The sequence below is a fragment of the Streptomyces sp. NPDC020965 genome, assembly GCF_044333555.1.
GTDB lineage: Bacteria > Actinomycetota > Actinomycetes > Streptomycetales > Streptomycetaceae > Streptomyces.
The window spans coordinates 169,914-186,603 of the sequence record NZ_JBIRRE010000009.1; the positions used below are offsets into that span (position 1 = coordinate 169,914).

14 protein-coding genes are annotated in these 16,690 nt (G+C 72.4%); 3 read left to right on the top strand and 11 right to left on the bottom strand.

Annotated elements, in window-relative coordinates:
- Positions 1–399: 399 nt before the first annotated feature.
- The 6 genes from cobT to ACH4S7_RS26000 form a co-directional block, all read right to left on the bottom strand.
- Complete coding sequence (gene cobT, locus ACH4S7_RS25975; protein WP_398523695.1) at positions 400–4,095, bottom strand: nicotinate-nucleotide--dimethylbenzimidazole phosphoribosyltransferase; 3,696 nt, start codon at positions 4,093–4,095, stop codon at positions 400–402.
- 342 nt (positions 4,096–4,437) lie between these two features.
- Entirely contained in the window at positions 4,438–5,667 is a 1,230-nt protein-coding gene (cbiE, locus tag ACH4S7_RS25980) for a precorrin-6y C5,15-methyltransferase (decarboxylating) subunit CbiE (protein WP_398523696.1), read from the bottom strand.
- 220 nt (positions 5,668–5,887) lie between these two features.
- Positions 5,888–6,535, bottom strand: a complete 648-nt coding sequence (locus ACH4S7_RS25985) for a GNAT family N-acetyltransferase (RefSeq protein ID WP_398523697.1) — start codon at positions 6,533–6,535, stop codon at positions 5,888–5,890.
- A gap of 204 nt (positions 6,536–6,739) precedes the next feature.
- A complete protein-coding gene (locus tag ACH4S7_RS25990) occupies positions 6,740–7,567 on the bottom strand; it encodes a MetQ/NlpA family ABC transporter substrate-binding protein (protein ID WP_398523698.1) in 828 nt (275 codons plus the stop codon).
- Between the two features lie 64 nt (positions 7,568–7,631).
- Positions 7,632–8,447: a methionine ABC transporter permease gene (locus ACH4S7_RS25995; protein WP_398523699.1), complete on the bottom strand. Its 816-nt coding sequence runs from the start codon at positions 8,445–8,447 to the stop codon at positions 7,632–7,634.
- Positions 8,444–9,484: a methionine ABC transporter ATP-binding protein gene (locus tag ACH4S7_RS26000; protein ID WP_398523700.1), complete on the bottom strand. Its 1,041-nt coding sequence runs from the start codon at positions 9,482–9,484 to the stop codon at positions 8,444–8,446. The genes ACH4S7_RS25995 and ACH4S7_RS26000 overlap by 4 nt, the downstream gene beginning before the upstream one ends.
- A 586-nt stretch (positions 9,485–10,070) precedes the next feature.
- Between ACH4S7_RS26000 and ACH4S7_RS26005 the strand changes: the two genes are divergently transcribed.
- Together ACH4S7_RS26005 and ACH4S7_RS26010 are read left to right on the top strand one after the other, a co-directional pair.
- Complete coding sequence (locus ACH4S7_RS26005) at positions 10,071–10,430, top strand: hypothetical protein (RefSeq protein WP_398523701.1); 360 nt, start codon at positions 10,071–10,073, stop codon at positions 10,428–10,430.
- Between the two features lie 2 nt (positions 10,431–10,432).
- A complete protein-coding gene (locus ACH4S7_RS26010) occupies positions 10,433–10,918 on the top strand; it encodes a hypothetical protein (RefSeq protein ID WP_398523702.1) in 486 nt (161 codons plus the stop codon).
- Here ACH4S7_RS26010 and ACH4S7_RS26015 read toward each other — a convergent pair.
- The 3 genes from ACH4S7_RS26015 to ACH4S7_RS26025 form a co-directional block, all read right to left on the bottom strand.
- Positions 10,915–11,421 carry a GNAT family N-acetyltransferase gene (locus ACH4S7_RS26015; RefSeq protein ID WP_398523703.1) on the bottom strand — a complete coding sequence of 169 codons (507 nt, stop codon included), beginning with the start codon at positions 11,419–11,421 and terminating at the stop codon, positions 10,915–10,917. The two genes, ACH4S7_RS26010 and ACH4S7_RS26015, sit on opposite strands and share 4 nt — an antisense overlap.
- Before the next feature lie 39 nt (positions 11,422–11,460).
- Entirely contained in the window at positions 11,461–11,994 is a 534-nt protein-coding gene (locus ACH4S7_RS26020) for a sigma factor (RefSeq protein ID WP_398523704.1), read from the bottom strand.
- Positions 11,995–12,189: 195 nt separating this feature from the next.
- The gene (locus ACH4S7_RS26025; protein WP_398523705.1) at positions 12,190–13,377 is read right to left on the bottom strand and encodes a glycerophosphodiester phosphodiesterase; all 1,188 of its coding nucleotides are present in this window, start codon (positions 13,375–13,377) and stop codon (positions 12,190–12,192) included.
- A 296-nt stretch (positions 13,378–13,673) separates the two neighbouring features.
- Between ACH4S7_RS26025 and ACH4S7_RS26030 the strand changes: the two genes are divergently transcribed.
- Positions 13,674–14,336 carry a lysophospholipid acyltransferase family protein gene (locus ACH4S7_RS26030; protein ID WP_398523706.1) on the top strand — a complete coding sequence of 221 codons (663 nt, stop codon included), beginning with the start codon at positions 13,674–13,676 and terminating at the stop codon, positions 14,334–14,336.
- A 120-nt stretch (positions 14,337–14,456) separates the two neighbouring features.
- Here the strand turns inward: ACH4S7_RS26030 and ACH4S7_RS26035 are convergent, their stop codons facing one another.
- The gene (locus ACH4S7_RS26035) at positions 14,457–16,001 is read right to left on the bottom strand and encodes an MFS transporter (protein WP_398523707.1); all 1,545 of its coding nucleotides are present in this window, start codon (positions 15,999–16,001) and stop codon (positions 14,457–14,459) included.
- Complete coding sequence (locus ACH4S7_RS26040; RefSeq protein ID WP_398523708.1) at positions 15,998–16,552, bottom strand: TetR/AcrR family transcriptional regulator; 555 nt, start codon at positions 16,550–16,552, stop codon at positions 15,998–16,000. Before ACH4S7_RS26040 ends, ACH4S7_RS26035 begins: the two co-directional genes overlap by 4 nt.
- Positions 16,553–16,690: the final 138 nt, after the last annotated feature.

The following is a 16,690-nucleotide window of genomic DNA, read 5'->3' on the forward strand; positions in this document are numbered from 1 at the left end:
TGGGGACTCCTCGGGCGGTCCGACGATGCGTAAGGGGCCGCTGCGTCGGCGAAGCGGCTGGTGAGGGGCGGGGCCCCTGGTCTCAGCCTACGGCGCGGGGCGCGGCGGGCGGGCCGCGGGCCGGGCGGGAGTCCTCCCTGGCCGGGGGCTGTCCGCCGGGCTGCTCGGGGGCGGGTGCCGGCGGCTCTCCCGAGGGGACCGGGGTGCCCCTGGGGCCGGGGGGATCCTGGGGCCGGGGTGCTCCTGGGGCCGGGGTGCTCCTGGGGCTTCGGGGACGTGCCGGCGCGGCGCATCGGGCCGACGGGGATACGGGGCCGGGCCCGGCCCCGTACGGCGCCCGAGCACGGCGGAGCCGTGGCACAGGGGGCGTTCGACGCCGCCCGGTGCCACGGCTCGGGACTACTTCTCCGTGACGCCCGCCGAGTCGAAGGTCGCCACCTCGTGCATCGCACGGGCCGCGCTCTGCACCACCGGCAGGGCCAGCAGCGCGCCCGTCCCCTCGCCCAGCCGGAGGTCCAGGTCCACCAGCGGGCGCAGGCCCAGCTTGTTCAGGGCCGCCACATGGCCCGGTTCGGCGCTGCGGTGACCCGCTATGCAGGCCGCCAGCGCCTCGGGCGCGATGGCACGGGCGACCAGGGCCGCCGCGCCCGCCGAGACACCGTCCAGCAGCACCGGCGTACGCAGGGACGCGCCGCCCAGGATGAAGCCGACCAGCGCCGCGTGCTCCAGTCCGCCGACCGCCGCGAGCACCCCGATAGGGTCGGCGGGGTCCGGCGCGTGGAGGTCCAGCGCGCGGCGCACGACATCGACCTTGCGCGCGTGCATCTCGTCGTTGATGCCGGTGCCACGGCCGGTCACCTCGACCGGGTCGCTGCCCGTGTAGACGCAGATCAGCGCCGCCGAGACGGTCGTGTTGGCGATGCCCATCTCACCGGTGAGCAGCGCCTTGTTGCCCGCCGCGACCAGGTCACGCGCCGTCTCGATGCCGACCTCGATCGCCTGGAGCGCCTCCTCGCGGGTCAGCGCCGGGCCGGTGGTGAAGTCGGATGTGCCGGGACGGACCTTGCGCGGCAGCAAGCCGGGGGTCGCGGGCAGATCGGACGCCACCCCGACGTCGACCACGCAGACCTCGGCGCCGACCTGGTTGGCGAAGGCGTTGCAGACCGCTCCCCCGCCGAGGAAGTTCGCGACCATCTGGCCGGTCACCTCCTGGGGCCACGCCGTGACGCCCTGCGCGTGCACCCCGTGGTCACCCGCGAAGACGGCGACCGCCGCGGGCTCCGGGATCGGCGGCGGACACATCCGGGAGAGCCCGCTCAGCTGTGCGGAGATGATCTCCAGCATCCCGAGCGCACCGGCCGGCTTGGTCATCCGCTTCTGCCGGTCCCACGCCTCGCCGAGCGCCTTCGCGTCCAGCGGGCGGATGTTGGTCACGGTCTCCTGGAGCAGGTTCTGCGGCTCCTCGCCGGGCAGCGCCCGGCGGCCGTAGGTCTCCTCGTGGACGACCCAGGACAGCGGGCGGCGCTTGGACCAGCCCGCCTGCATCAACTCGGGCTCCTCCGGGAACTCGTCCACGTATCCGACGCACAGATACGCGACGACCTCCAGGTGCTCCGGCAGCCCCAGCGCGCGGACCATCTCGCGCTCGTCGAAGAAGCTGACCCAGCCGACGCCGAGGCCCTCGGCGCGGGCGGCGAGCCAGAGGTTCTCGACGGCGAGCGCTGATGAATAGGGCGCCATCTGCGGCTGGGTGTGACGGCCCAGGGTGTGTCGGCCGCCGCGGGTCGGGTCGGCGGTGACGACGATGTTGACCGGGGTGTCGAGGATCGCCTCGATCTTCAGTTCCTTGAACTGCTTCGCCCGGCCCTTGGGGAGCGATTTGGCGTACGCGTCGCGCTGGCGCTGTGCGAGTTCGTGCATCGTGCGCCGGGTCTCGGCGGACCGGATGACGACGAAGTCCCAGGGCTGCGTGTGACCGACGCTGGGGGCGGTGTGCGCGGCCTCCAGGACGCGCAGCAGTACCTCGTGCGGGATCGGGTCGCCGCGGAAGCCGTTCCGGATGTCCCGGCGTTCGCGCATCACCCGGAGGACGGCCTCGCGCTCGGCGTCGTCGTAGCCGGGCGCGGGCGGCTTCTGGGCGGCGGCGGGGGGCTGTTCGGCCGCGGCCTCCGGCTCGGGTCCTGCTGCCGGCTCGGGTCCTGCTGCCGGCTCGGGCGCGGCTTCGGGCTCGACCACGGGTACGGGAACGGGCTCTGCTTCGACCACGGCTGCCGGCTCGGGTACGGCGTTCGGCTCCGGCACGGCTTCCGCTTCGGCGGCGGGGCCGACTTCCGGCTCCGGCTCGGGCTCGGGCTCCGGCTCGACCACTGCCAGGGGCGCCGGAGCGGGTTCGGGGGCCGGCTCGGGAGCCACGGCGACCGGCACGGCGGACGCTTCCACGACCGGCTCCGGAACTGGCTCGGGCGCCGCCTGGGCCACCGGCTCGGGCACGGCTTCGACCACCGGTGCGACGGCCGGCACGGGCGCCGGTTCCACGACCGGTCCGGCTGTCGGCCCGGGTGTCGGCTCGGGCATCGCTTCGATCACCGGCGCGGGTACGGGCACGGCCTCGGCGGACGGCTCCGGCGTGGGCGTCGGTGTCGCGGTCACCTCGGCGGACTGCTCCGGCTCCAGTCCCGCCTCGGGCGTCGGCTCCGGGGCGGCGGCCTGCTCGGGAGCCGGAAGCGGAGCCTCCGGTACGGGCTCCGGCTCGGGGGCCTCCTCGGCGACGACGACGGCCACGGGCTCGGGGACCGGCACGGGCACAGCGTCGGCCTCAGCAGCCGGCTCCGGCTCGGCGGCGTCCTCGGGGACAGCCACGGCTTCGGGGGCGGGTTCGGCTTCGGGGGCGGGTTCGGCTTCGGCTTCGGCTTCGGCTTCGACGGTGGCCTCGGCCTCCTCGGCGACGGGCTCGGGCTCGGCGTTCGGCACGGGCACAGCGTCGGCCTCGGCAGCCGGCTCGGCGTTCGGCACGGGCTCTGGCTCGACGGCCTGCTGAGGCTGAGCCTGAGGCTCGGGCACGGCCTCGGCAACCGGCTCGACGGCCTGCTGAGGCTGCGGCTCCGCCGCCTCGGTGGGCGCGGGCGCGGGGGCCACCGCCGTCGGGACGACCGTTTCTGCTGGCGCCGCCCCCTCGGGCTGCGAAGGTCGCGGATCCCACGGGGCACCGGCCTGCGGCGGGATCTCGCCGAGCTGCGGTCCCGGCAGCACCGGGGCCGCCTCCTCGCGGGGAGCGTCGAGGTACTCCAACCCGGTCGCGGGCGCGCCCGGGTTGTTCTGCACGGTCAACGGGTGCGGGGGCGTGTGGGCGGGCCCCCGGTCGGCGAGCGAGCGGACGACACCGCCCGAGGTGTCCGGCAGCGGCGGACCCATGTGCAGCGGACGCCGGGCCTGCGGCGGCACCGGTGCGGACGCCGTGGTCTCGGGCTCCCGCTGGGGTACGGCCCCGGGCAGGGGCTCCGGCGCCATCGGCGGCGACCCGGCTGCGGACTGCTCCGCACCGGTCACGGACGCGGGAGCGACAGCGGACGGGGCGCCCTGCGCGGGCTGCTCGGCGACGGCCGCCACCGGGGCGGGCTCGACGACGGCAGGTGCCGGGACGGCGGGATCGGGAGCCGCGGACTCCGGCGCGCCGAGATCGGTCGGGGCGCCGACGCTCGGGGCGGCGCTCAGGGACGCGGCGGACTCCGACCCCACCAGCTGATCGGGGGCGCCGAGGTCCGTCGGCCCCTGCACGGGCGCGCCGTTCACCAGCCGCTGTTCGATTACCGGCGGCTGCGGCGGGCGCTGCGCCGCCTGAGCGGCGAGCGGCGCGGCCGGAGGCACCGGCACGAACTGCTCCGGAACCGGCACCCCGGCCGGCGGCGTGTGCATCGACTGCGGATCGCTCCACGCCCCCTGGGCGCTCGGCATCAGCAGGAGGTCGTCCTCTTCGGGGAGCTGCCCGTTGGGGTCCAGGAAGGTGTAGGCATCGGAGCCGGGCACACCCGGTCGCTGCTCCACCACGCCTGCGTTCCCCGGCAGCCCCTCGTCCGGGATCTGGCCGGTGTCGGTCATGCGTACCCCTCGCCCATCGCTTGTGATCCTTCGCCCATCGCCCGAGCGCCCGTCGCGGCACGCCCGGCGCCCGTCAACAAGAACGAGCGCGTGCGCCGCGCGGCACGATGGCCCACGGACACTCAGCATTCTCGCGCCCGTTCGCGGACCCGGCGGGGGAGATCCGCCACCGTCCACTGTGGGCTGCGCCACGTTGCGCGCCCCCGGTCACGACGTACCACATACCGGGGCCGAAGCGGCACTGGTTTTCCGGTCTTCCGGGTCCCGTCGAAGGAAGCGACGAGCGCCCGGAGGTGCGGTACAACGGTCGGTCAGCCTACCTCGGGCTGTTCGAGTGGCGGGTCATGGGGCGCGGTCCGGCTGCCTGCCGGAGAGCAGGAAGGCGACCGACCTCTCCCGCTCCTCCCAGTCCCCGGGATCCAGCTCGACGGACTGGAGCAGCGCGCACTCGACGGTGTAGCCGCCGCCCTTCAGGGCCGCTCCGATCGCCTCGGCCTCGTCGCGCGTGGAGGCATGGGTCACGATGCGTTCGGGACGCCGGTCGGCGCAGGCGGTGACCACCCGGGCGCCCCCGCCCCCGATCCGTACGACGTCGGGTTCCGGCAGCCGTTCCAGCACCTGCGGGGCGAGGCCGTTCACCACCCGCACCTGGACGCCGGCGCGCCGGGCGGTGGCGTCGGTGTGGGCACAGGCGGCCGGATCGGCGTCGACGGCGATCACTGCGGCGCCGAACCGGGCGGCCTCCGCCGCGAGCGCGCCGCTGCCGGAGCCGATGTCCCAGACCAGATCGCCGATCCGCGGCCCGAGGCGGGCCAACTGGGCGGCGCGCAGCCGCTCCGACTCGCCCGCGCCGAGCCGCCGGGCGACGCCGCCGTACGCCTCCGGGGGCAGTGCCCACCCTCGTATCACCGGGGGGTATCCGGGGTCGTGGCCCGCGAGCCAGCCGCCGCCCGTCGCCGGGTGGGTCCCCGTGCCGCCGATGACGATCACGACATTGGGGTCGCGCCAGACGTGGTCGGCGGCCTTGTCGGAGGTGAGGACGGAGACCTGTTCCCGGTCGGTGCCCAGTTCCTCGCAGATGACGAAGGTGCGGTGGACGCCTTCGAGCAGGAGGGCCAGTTCGGCGGGGCCCGCGCCCGGGGAGGTGAGGACGGCGACCTTCGGATGCGCGCGGCAGACGTTGACGGCGCGGCGCAGGGTGCGGGGGTGGGCGACGACCACGCGGGCGTCGTCCCACGGCATTCCGGCACGGGCGAAGGCGGTGGCGACCGAGGAGACCGCGGGCACGACCTCGACCTCCAGGCCGTGTTCCGGCGCGCGGAGGGTGCGGACGACACCGAAGAAGCCGGGGTCTCCGTCGGCGAGTACGACGGCGCTGCCGCGGTGGCCGGCGATCCTGCGGGCGGCGAGGTCGATGCTGCCGAGGCGGACGCGCTCGGCCGACGGGGGGACCTCGGGGAGTGCGAGATGGTGTGCCGCCCCGGCCACCAGGGTGGCGGCGGAAAGGGCGGATCTCGCCGCGGCGGTGAGGGGCGAACCGTCCCAGCCGATCACCGTGACGCGGTCGGCCATCGTCGTCAGTCTCCCTGAGGTCGTCGCGCGGGGGGCACCGCTCCGGTGGAGGGCGGGCACGGTGAGGTTACCTGGCGCGGGCGCCGGGCGACCCGGTCCGGGTCGTATGGTTCGCCACCCCCGCCGGCACCGCCCCGGCCAGGGGGAGGGGACGTCGGGCGGGTCGCTCCGGAGCCCGTGGTCCGGAGCCCGTACGCCGTCGCCTGCCGGCCGGCGCGGCTCAGCCGAGTTCGGTGAAGGAGGCGTAGCCGAAGCGCGCCATGTCGTCCGTGCCGCCCTCCAGGTCTTCGGGCAGCAGGCTCCAGACGATCAGATCGGTGCGGATGTCGGTCCAGCGGCCGTCGTTCGTCGGGGTGCGCGCTATCCAGGCGTTCCGCAGGACGCCCTCGCTGATGCAGCCCATCTTCTGGGCGACCTGCTGGGCGGCGGTGTTGTCGGCGGGGGTCCGCAGCTCCAGTCGTTCGAAGAACTGGTCGCGGAACAGCCATTTGGCGACGGCCAGCACGGATTCGGTGGCGTAGCCCTCGCCGCGCGCCCAGGGCGCGGTGACATAGGAGACCTCGGTGGCACGGGTGCGCCAGTCGGTGCCGTGGAGCCGCACGGTGCCGACGAGCCGCTGGGTGAGGAACTCGGTGACGGCGAAGGCGATGCCCCGGCCGCCGGTCCGCTCGGCGGGCGCGAGCGTGCGGACCCAGGTCCGGGCGTCGGCGACGGTGTACGGGTGGGGCGCGGAGGTCCAGGCCGTCACCATCTCGTCGTTCATCATGTCGGTGTACGCGGGGACGTCGGCCTCTTCGAAGGCGCGCAGTACCAACCGCTCCGTGCTGATGGACACGTCCGGGAAGGTGGTCGTCATGCGCCGCTCCATAACCAGGGGCCCGTTGAAGCCAGGAACCAGGGGACTGCCGAAGGGCCCAGCATGCAGCATGGGCCGGTCGGACCGCATCACAGGGTCCTGCTCCCGTTCATCCGGGCGCGCACGGCGGCGGCGGCCCCGCACGCCCCCGGACGAACGGGAGCGGTGCGGGGCCGCCGAAGGGTCCGTCCCGGCCGGAGCCGGGCCGGCCGTCGGTCAGAACGCCGCGATGACCGAGCCGTCGTACTCGTCCTCGATGAACTTCTTCACCTCGGGCGAGTTCAGCAGCTTGGCGAGCTTCGCCACGCGCTCGTCCTTCTCGTTGCCCTTCTTGACCGCGAGGAAGTTGCCGTAGGGGTTGCCCTGAGCGGCTTCGAGCACGAGGGAGTCGTTCTTGGGGCTGAGCTTGGCCTGGACGGCGTAGTTGCCGTTGATCACCGCGGCGTCGACGTCGTCGAGCGCGCGCGGCACCTGGGCCGCCTCCAACTCCTTGAACTTGAGCTTCTTCGGGTTCTCGGTGACGTCCTTGGGCGTGGCCTCGCTGCCCGCGCCGGCCTTCAGCTTGATGAGGCCGTTCGCCGCGAGGAGCTGGAGGGCGCGCGCCTCGTTGGTGGTGTCGTTGGGGAGCGCGACGGTGGCGCCCTGCTTGAGGTCGGTGATCTTCTCGGCCTTCTTGGAGTAGAGGCCGAGCGGCTCCAGGTGCACCGTGGCGACGGGCACGATCGTGGTGCCGTTCTTCTTGTTGAAGTCGTCCAGGTACGGCTTGTGCTGGAAGTAGTTGGCACCCACCTCGCCGCTCTGCGTGGCCGTGTTCGGCAGCACGTAGTCGGCGAACTCCTTGACCTCCAGCTTGAGGTCTTCCTTGGCGGCCAGCTTGTCCTTGACGAAGCCGAGGATCTCGGCGTGCGGGACTGAGCTGGCGGCGACGACGAGCGGGGAGTCCGCGTCGCTCTTGGCGTCGGAGTCGGAGCCGCACGCGGAGAGCCCGAGGGTGAGGGCTCCGACGGCCAGGACAGCGGTGGTGATCTTGGTGGTGTTACGCACGAAAAGTGCCTTTCTCCATGGGTGGTGCGGGTGGTGCGACCCGGGTGGGGTCAGGACGGACGGCTCAGGGGGTCCGGGTGGGACTCCCCACGGCCTCCGAGTTCTGGGCGGCCGGACGGGTGTCGGCGGTTTCGGCCAGCGTGGTCTGGGCGCTGCCGACGCCCATGACGGTGCTGGGCGGGCCGGCCTTGAGGAATCGCAGCCTGGGCGCGGGCCCGCCGCGCCCCCGGCGGTGCAGGCCCCGGGCCGCGAAGTCACCGGCGAACTGGATGATCGAGATGACGACGGCGAGGATCGCCACCGTGACCCACATCAGTTCGGTCTCGAAGCGCTGGTGGCCGTAGCGGATGGCGATATCGCCGAGTCCGCCGGCGCCGACGGTGCCGGCCATGGCCGAGTAGCCGATCAGCACGACCACGGTGGTGGTGGCGCTGGAGATCAGCGACGGGAGCGACTCGGGCACGAGGACCTTCCGTACGACGGTCCAGGTGCTGCCGCCCATCGACTGCACGGCCTCGACGAGACCGCCGTCCACCTCGCGCACGGCGGTCTCCACCAGCCGGGCGAAGAACGGGATGGCGCCGATCGCGAGCGGCACGATCGCGCCCTCACGGCCGATGGTGGTGCCGGTGATCGCCTTGGTGAAGGGCATCAGCGCGACCATGAGGACGATGAACGGCATCGAGCGGGTGATGTTGACGATCTGGCCGAGCACCTTGTTCACGGCGGCGTTGCCGAGCAGTCCGCCCCGGTCGGTGAGGACGAGGACGATGCCCAGCGGCAGTCCGGCGATGACGGCGATGGCGGTGGACCAGCCGACCATGTAGAGCGTGTCCCAACACGCCTGCGCCAGCAGGGGTGACATCTCGGACCAGGTCACTTGGCACCTTCCTTGACCGCGTCGGTGAGGGTGCCCGCGGCGGCGACGTCCACCTGGAGGCCCTGTTCGCGCAGAAAGCCGATCGGGACGACGTTCTCCTCGAAACGGCCGGGCAGCTCGATCCGCATCCGGCCGACCTGCTTGCCGCCGACGGTGTCCATCGCGGCGCCGAGGATCGAGATGTCGATGTTGTACGTACGGGAGAGCTGGGAGATCACCGGCTGGGTGGCGGCGTCACCGTGGAAGGTCACGTCGACGACGGTGCGATCGGCGCCGGACGCCTCACCGCTGACCGGGAAGAGCGCGGCGGCCAGTTCGGAACCGGGCGTGGCCAGGAGTTCGGCGACCGTCCCGGACTCCACGATCCGCCCGTTCTCCATCAGCGCGGCGGAGTCGCAGACGGTCTTGACGACATCCATCTCATGCGTGATGAGCAGGACGGTGAGGCCGAGGCGGCGGTTGAGGTCGCGCAGCAGTTGGAGGATGGAGCGGGTGGTCTCGGGGTCGAGCGCGCTGGTCGCCTCGTCGGAGAGGAGCACCTTCGGATCGCCGGCGAGCGCACGGGCGATGCCGACGCGCTGCTTCTGCCCGCCCGAGAGCTGGCTCGGGTAGGACTTGGCCTTCTCGGCGAGGCCCACCAGGTCGAGGAGTTCGAGCGCCTTGCGGGTGCGCTCCCGGCCGGAGAGACCGAGGATCTCCAGCGGCAGTTCGACGTTGTCCAGGACGGTGCGGGAGGACAGCAGGTTGAAGTGCTGGAAGACCATGCCGATACGGCTGCGCGCCTCGCGGAGGTCCTTCCCGGCGCGCGGTCCGCGTCCGGCGAGGGCGGTGAGGTCCTGGCCGTTCACGGTCACGGTGCCCGATGTGGGGCGCTCCAGGAGGTTGACGCAGCGGATGAGCGAGGACTTTCCGGCGCCGCTCTGGCCGATGACGCCGTAGACCTCGCCCTCCTCGACATGGAGATCGACGCCGTCCAGGGCGGTTATCTCGCGGTGTCGCGAGCGGTAGACCTTGGTGAGGCCCGTTGTGGTGATCACTGGGATGTCCATCACTGTCGAGTGCGCGGCACACGTCCTCAGCCGGGCACGGGGCGTTCGTCTTCGGGGGCTTCTGTCATGGGGACGCGGCGCGGTCTCGCTCCCGGGGCGCCGTCGGGGGCACCGGGGCGGGAGGACTGCACACACGTGGGGCAGCGGCGGTCCGGATCAGCGGACACGGCGTCTGCGCGGTCTCACTTCGGGGCGTGAGGCACAGGCAGGGACCCTCAGAAGGCGCGCATTCGACACATACAACGAGCACCGGGCGTCGTGATCGCCTCGGTCGCAAGGATGCGGCTGCTCGTCGTGGTCATGTCGGCCAGTAAAGCAGACCGTTCGGTCGCGCGATCAACCCTGTCCGAATAGCGGACGGCCGTTATTCGGCATTCGGACATCGTCGCCGGCCCGGGCACCTCCGCCCGTTCCCCGGCTGACCTGCGCGGATACCGTACGGACCGGGGGTGGGACCGGGTCGGCGCACCCGCCTGCTGTGGCCAAGGCCACGATCGCCCACGCCGGCGGGGGGCACCTTCGCCAGCCGGGGCCGCGCGCACCGGGCGCCCCGGCCCGTAATAGTCTCGGGGCCATGCTTGACGCCCTGACGGTCGCGGTCGGTGTGGCCGCGCTCGCCCTCGCCGCCTGGTGCGGTTTCGCCGCCTACCGGGACCAACCGACCAAGGACTGGCACTTCATCGGCATGGCCGTGGTGTCGTTGCTGGCACTGGCGCAACTGGTGGTGGGCATCACGCAGCTCGCGCGCGGCGAGGAGCCGCACGCCGGCGCGACCACGTTCGTCGTCTATCTGATCGGCGCGTTCGCCTCGGTCCCGGCCGCCGGTTTCCTCTCACTCGCGGAGCGGACCCGCTGGGGCTCGGCGACCGTGGCGGCCGGTGCGGTGGTCCTCGCCGTACTCGAAGTACGGCTCTACGAGATCTGGGGAGGCTGACGGTGTCCGAGTCCGTCACCGAGGAGAAGCGGCAGCGCGGCACCCGGCTGGTCCAGGGCCCCGGGGTGCTGCTGGTCTGGCTGTACGGGGTGATGTCGGTCGGCGCGGTCTCCCGCTCCGTCTACCAGATCCTCACCGACTTCGGCAGCGCCCCGCTCGCCCACACCCTCTCCGCCGTCGCCGCCGTGGTGTACGCGTTCATCACGTACACCCTGGTACGGGGCGGGGAGACGGCCCGCAGGGCGGCGCTGGTGTGCTGCGCCGCCGAGCTGGCCGGGGTACTGATCGTCGGCACCTGGACGGTGCTGGAGCCGTCCGCCTTCCCCGACTCCACGGTCTGGTCGGAGTACGGGATGGGCTACCTCTTCATCCCGGTGCTACTGCCGGTCACCGGGATGCTGTGGCTGCGCCGCGCCCGCGAGGAGCGGCCGGACCAGCCCCGGCCCCGCGCGACGAAGGCTCCGAAGACTCCGCAGCGGCCGGTCTAGGCGCTCGCCGCGAAGGCGCCGAGGGTCACGGTCTCCTTCTCCAGGGTGACGATCGTCAGTCTCGGGCCGACCTGCTCACTGGCGACCGGTACATAGCCCCGGCTGCGGTAGAGCCGGAGATTGCCCTCGCTGCGGTGACCGGTGAAGAGCTGGAACCGCTGCGCGGCCGGCTCCGTGACGAAATGGTCCTCGATCGCGTCGAGCAGCCGTCCGCCGAGACCGTGCCGGCGCATCCGGGGATGCACGATCAGCTTGGCGATCCTGGCCGTGCCGTCCTCGTCCACCCTGCCCCGGACGGACGCGACGACCTCGTCACCGAGCCGGGCCACCAGGGCGGGACCACGGGTGATCTCGGCGCACAGATCGTCAAGTGACTGGGTGAGGGGCTCGATCGCGTAGTCGCCGTAGAGCTCAGCCTCGGTCTGGTAGCACAGATACTGAAGCTTGAGGATGTGTTCCGCATCCTGTGCTCTCGCCGCTGAGATCGTCACGCTCATGCCCATGCGCGCATTCCTCCCGCTCACCTGTTTCGCTCCGGTTGTCTATCGCTCCATTCCCCCATGTTCAGGAGCCGCAACCTCCGTCGGGAGCATTCTGCGCAGGCATCCCAGGCAACGGGAACGCATGGGGCCCAGACTTCCTTGTGAGATTCCCAACGCTCCTGCGATTTCACGGTAAGTGGGGTCATTCGGCGACAACATCGCAGTCAACAACCGGGGGCAGCCACCGGGAGTCCGGGCCACGGCGGCCCAGAGGGCGTGACTCCGTTCGGCCCTGAGCGCGGCGCGTTCCGGATCCCGTTCGGGGTCGGCGGGCGGGCCGGCGCCCAAGGGGCGCTCGCGGGCCGTGACACGGCGGGCGCGGCGGGCCTCGGCGCGGACGGCGGACCGCACCCAGCGGGCCGCGTCGGACGGCGGGCCCGATCGGTCCAGATGTTCGAACAGTCGAACCCACACGGCTTGTTCGAGGTCCGCCGCCTCCGCTCCGGCACCGGGCGCCTCGGCGGTCGCCTCCGCGGCCACGAGCGGACGCAGCTCCCTGACCAGCCGGTCGGAGAGGTCCGCGGGAAGCGTCATGCCTGGCGGGACGAACCGCCGTGCGGGGGCGGTTGCCGTACGAAGCTCCATTCACCCGTACGGGTGAACGTGCGGCGGCGCCGGAGTGGCGGAGTGGTGGGGCGGCGCGCGGTGCCGGAGCAGCGCGCGCCCCGGAGGCACCCGTACACCGTGCGCCCCGCCCGCGGCCCCGATACCCCCCGGCGAGCCGGCCGTTCAGTCCCGGAAGTCGGCGGCGGCGAGGAGGCCCGTGTCCGGATGGTCCGTGAAGATGCCGTCGATGCCCGTCTCGAAGTAGCGCCGGAAGGCACCGAAGACATCGCCGTACCCGTTCGGATCGATGCCCGGGACGGTGGCGTCGTCATCCCGCCGGAAGTCGGCGGGCAGGAAGGCATTCTCGTTGCGGAGGGTGTACGGGTGGACTATCAGCCCCTTGCGGTGGGCGTCCCGGACCAGGGTCGTCGGCTCGCCGAGCCGGCCGGCCGCGTCCTTCGGGATGATCAGGTTCAGCGTCGGGCCGATGCCCCGGGCGAAGGAGGCGATCCACGCCAGCCCGCGCGGCGCGACCAGATCGTCGACCGTGCGCGGGTCACCCGTGGCGACGAAGTCCCAGGGCCGGGTGCCGGCCGCGTCGAGCAGCACGACGCCCGGCGCGGAGACCAGCCGGGACAGCCGCCGCACACTGCTCGGCTCGAAGGACTGGAGGAAGACCGGCGCATCGCGACGGTCCCGGCCGTACCGGCGCAGCAGCCGGGCCAGCGGCTCCTCAAGTCCGAGACCGATGCCACGGAAGTAGGTGGGGTGCTTGGTCTCGACATGCAGCCAGACCGGGCGCCCCCGGCGGCGTCCTTCCCGTTCGGCCCAGCGCAGCACCTCGTCGAAGGAGGGGATCGTCCAGCGGCCGTCGTACAGCGTGTTGTCGCGCCGGACACCGGGGATGCGCTCCTTGGCGCGCAGCGTCTTCAGCTCGGCGAGGGTGAAGTCCTCGGTGAACCAGCCGGTGATCGAAGTGCCGTCGATCTTCTTCGTCGTTCTCCGGGAGGCGAACTCCGGGTGGTCGGCGACGTCCGTGGTCCCGGTGATGTCGTTCTCGTGACGGCAGACGAGATGGCCGTCCCTGGTGGGGACCAGATCCTGTTCGACGACGTGCGCGCCCATGTCGAGGGCGAGCTGGTACGCGCCGATGGTGTGCTCGGGCCGGTAGCCGCTGGCGCCCCGGTGGGCGATCACCGTGGGGTGCGGCAGCTCCCGGTACCCCCCGCCGGGTGCTCCCCGCCCGTCGCCCGGCCGCTCCCCGGCGGCGGCCGGTGCGGCTCCACCGCCGACGCCGATCGCGGCCGTGGAGAGCGCCGCCGCCCCCAGTACCGTCCGCCGTCCCGGACCGCTGTCCGTGCCCTGTGTCATCGAAGCTCCTCCCGATGCTGCCCCGTGCTCTTCCGCACCTGTCAGGCGATGCCCGACGCTAGGGACCGATCCCTGCCGCCGGGAAGACCCGGGGCGGCTCCCGCGCGAACGTGACGCGAACTCATGTCAACACCGCGCATCCGGAACGTGAACCCGATGTGCGATCGGACGCGTGCCGCGAGTATCGTCCTCACCTGCACAGACTTCGCCGTATCTGGTAACGGGTGGCGCGGAGCCGCGCGCAGGTCGCCGACCACCGCCGTCCGTCCACGACACCGGAGGACCCGTTGTCCCGCTTGTCCCTCATCAGGGCCGTTCTAGGACCGTTTCTGCGCCTGATGTTCCGTGCGCGCGTGGAAGGGGTCGAGAACATTCCGGGCTCCGGTCCCGTCATCCTCGCCGGGAACCACCTCACCTTCATCGACTCCATGATCATGCCGCTGGCGTGCCCGCGCCCGGTGTACTTCATCGGCAAGGACGAGTACGTCACGGGCAAGGGGATCAAGGGCAAGGTGATGGCCTGGTTCTTCACCGGCGTCGGCATGATCCCGGTGGACCGGGACGGCGCGAACGGCGCGGTGGCCGCGCTGAACACGGGCCGCCGGATGCTGGAGGACGGCAGGGTCTTCGGCATCTACCCCGAGGGCACCCGCTCCCCCGACGGCCGGCTCTACCGGGGACGTACGGGCATCGCCCGGCTCACCCTGATGACGGGCGCGCCCGTGGTCCCGTTCGCGGTGATCGGCACCGACAAGCTCCAGCCGGGCGGCTCGGGGCTGCCCCGGCCGGGCCGGGTGACGGTCCGCTTCGGCGCGCCGATGGAGTTCTCCCGGTACGAGGGCATGGGCCGTGACCGCTATGTGCTGCGGGCGATCACGGACTCGGTGATGACCGAGGTCATGCGGCTGTCCGGGCAGGAGTACGTGGACATGTACGCCACGAAGGCGAAGGCGGCCTGAGAGACGGTACGACGAAGGGCCGGGACCCCCGCTCGGGGTTCCCGGCCCTTCGTCATGGCTCCCGCGGGACCGGCACGGCCAAGGGCGACCCGGTCAGGGGCGACCGGTCAGGGGTGACGGTCAGGGGTGCTCGATGCCGTCCTCCAGCCGCTGTCCCTTGAGCAGGAACCAGGCCGCGACCGCCGTCACCAGCAGCACCACCGAGCCGACCGCGGCGGCGACGTGGAACCCTTCGGCGAAGGCGTTCTGCGCCGAGGAGAGCAGGGCGGCGCCCTGGTCCGCCGGAAGCGCCTTGATCGCCTCGGTCGCGCCGCCGAGGGAGTCCTGGGCGGCCGCCGCCGCATCGGCCGGCACCCCGGCCGGCACGGTGAAGTCCCGGTAGACGCCGGTCACGAGCGAGCCCAGCAGGGCGATACCGAGCGCCGCGCCCAGCTCGTACGCCGTCTCGGAGACGGCCGACGCCGCGCCCGCCTGCTCCTTGGGCACGCTGGAGAGAATGACGTCCGCGGTCACCGTGAAGGCGAGTCCGGAGCCGAGTCCGCCGAGGAAGAGCGCGAGGCCCATGGCGACCGGCCCGGTCTCGGCGGTCAGCAGCACACAGGCGCCGAGGGCGAGACCGACCGCCGTCAGTCCGGCCGAGACCGCACTGCGCACGGAGGCCCGGCGGGCCAGCCGGCCGGCCATCAGACCGGCACCGACGGCGCCGATCGCGGCGGGCAGCTCGATCAGACCCGCCTCCAGGGGGGAACGCCCCTGCACCAACTGGAGGAACTGCGAGAGGAAGAAGACCAGGCCGGAGAGGCCGAGGATGGTCAGCAGATCCGCCAGCACCGCGCCGGAGAAGCCCCGGTTGTGGAAGAGCCGCACATCCAGCAGGGGTGACGGCAGCGTGAGCTGGCGCCGTACGAACCAGAACAGCGCGCCGACACCGATGACGGCAGCCGCGATCGTGACCGGGCCGGGACCGTGGACGGCCGTCTCCTTCACCGCGTACACGACGGCGACCATGCCGATCAGGGAGAGGGCGACGCTGATGAGGTCCCACGGGCCCGGGTTCGGGTTGCGCGACTCGGGGAGCAGCTTGATGCCGACGACGACCAGGACGGCCATGACCGGCAGATTGATGAGGAAGACCGAGCCCCACCAGAAGTGCTCCAGCAGGGCACCACCGACGACGGGACCCACGGCGGCGCCGGCGGAGGCCGCGGCACCCCAGATGCCGACGGCGACGCTGCGCTCCCGGGGGTCGTGGAAGAGGTTGCGGATCAGGGCGAGCGTGGACGGCATCAGGGTGGCGCCGGCGACACCGAGCAGGGCGCGGGCCACGATCATCATCTCGGGGCTCGTGGCGTAGGCGTTGATCACGGAGACCGCGCCGAAGGCGACGGCGCCGACCAGCAGCAGCTTCTTGCGGCCGATCCGGTCGCCGAGGCTGCCCATGGAGATCAGCAGACCGGCGATGACGAAGGAGTAGACGTCGCCGATCCACAGGAGCTGGGTGCCGGAGGGCTTGAGGTCCTCGCTGAGGAAGGGGGTGGCGAGGCCGAGCACGGTGGCGTCGACCGCGACGAGCAGCACGGCCAGCACCAGGACGGAGAGCGCGAGCCAGCGACTCGCCGAGGGGACCGTCTCCTGGTCCTTGGTCGTGAGATGGGTGCCGGTCACGGGTTTGTCCTCCGTCGGGTGCAGCCGCCGAGTAGCAGCTCCACGATCATGAATGAGTAGTCATTGGCGGCGACCCGACCGCTCTGGATGGCCCAGGCGCCCGAGCTGAGCAGGCCGTACAGGGCGTCGGTGAGCCAGTTCGCGGTGAGGTCGATCCGGAAGTCGCCCTCGCTCTGCCCGCGCTGGAAGAGCGCGGCGATCCGGGCGTCCATCCTGTCCCAGCCGTCGTGCATCTCGGCGCCCTCGAAGAGCTGGTTCTCGGTGATGAGGAAGGCGAGCAGGCCCGCGACCGGTTCGGACCCGGCGACGAACCTGCGCAGCGCGTCGGTCGCGCTGCCCTCGTCGAGCCGGGCGGCGTCGAGCGCCCGCTCGAACTCACTGATCCCGAACTCCTCCAGCGCACGCACCAGGGCCTCCCGGCCGGCGAAGTGCCGGTGGAGGGTGGCCCGGCCGATGCCGGCCGATTTGGCCACCTCGTCCATGGTCGCGGTGGCTTTGCGGGAGAGCAGGGTCGCGGCACTGCGCAGGACCTGCTCACGATCGACTGTCATGAGACAACCATAGACCCAGTGAGACATTTTTGTCTCATCAGCTAGCTGTCCGGCTCATTCGAGGCGTGGGTGGGCGCGGTACGGGAGAGGCCAGAACACGACAGACGCGGCACGGGAGACCCGGTACGGGAGACGCCC

Coding starts and splice junctions, on each gene's coding strand:
- cobT (WP_398523695.1), bottom strand. CDS start 4,095: ATGACCGACACCGGCCAGATCCCGGACGAGGGGCTGCCGGGGAACGCA.
- cbiE (WP_398523696.1), bottom strand. CDS start 5,667: ATGGCCGACCGCGTCACGGTGATCGGCTGGGACGGTTCGCCCCTCACC.
- ACH4S7_RS25985 (WP_398523697.1), bottom strand. CDS start 6,535: ATGGAGCGGCGCATGACGACCACCTTCCCGGACGTGTCCATCAGCACG.
- ACH4S7_RS26005 (WP_398523701.1), top strand. CDS start 10,071: ATGCTTGACGCCCTGACGGTCGCGGTCGGTGTGGCCGCGCTCGCCCTC.
- ACH4S7_RS26015 (WP_398523703.1), bottom strand. CDS start 11,421: ATGGGCATGAGCGTGACGATCTCAGCGGCGAGAGCACAGGATGCGGAA.
- ACH4S7_RS26020 (WP_398523704.1), bottom strand. CDS start 11,994: ATGACGCTTCCCGCGGACCTCTCCGACCGGCTGGTCAGGGAGCTGCGT.
- ACH4S7_RS26025 (WP_398523705.1), bottom strand. CDS start 13,377: ATGACACAGGGCACGGACAGCGGTCCGGGACGGCGGACGGTACTGGGG.
- ACH4S7_RS26040 (WP_398523708.1), bottom strand. CDS start 16,552: ATGACAGTCGATCGTGAGCAGGTCCTGCGCAGTGCCGCGACCCTGCTC.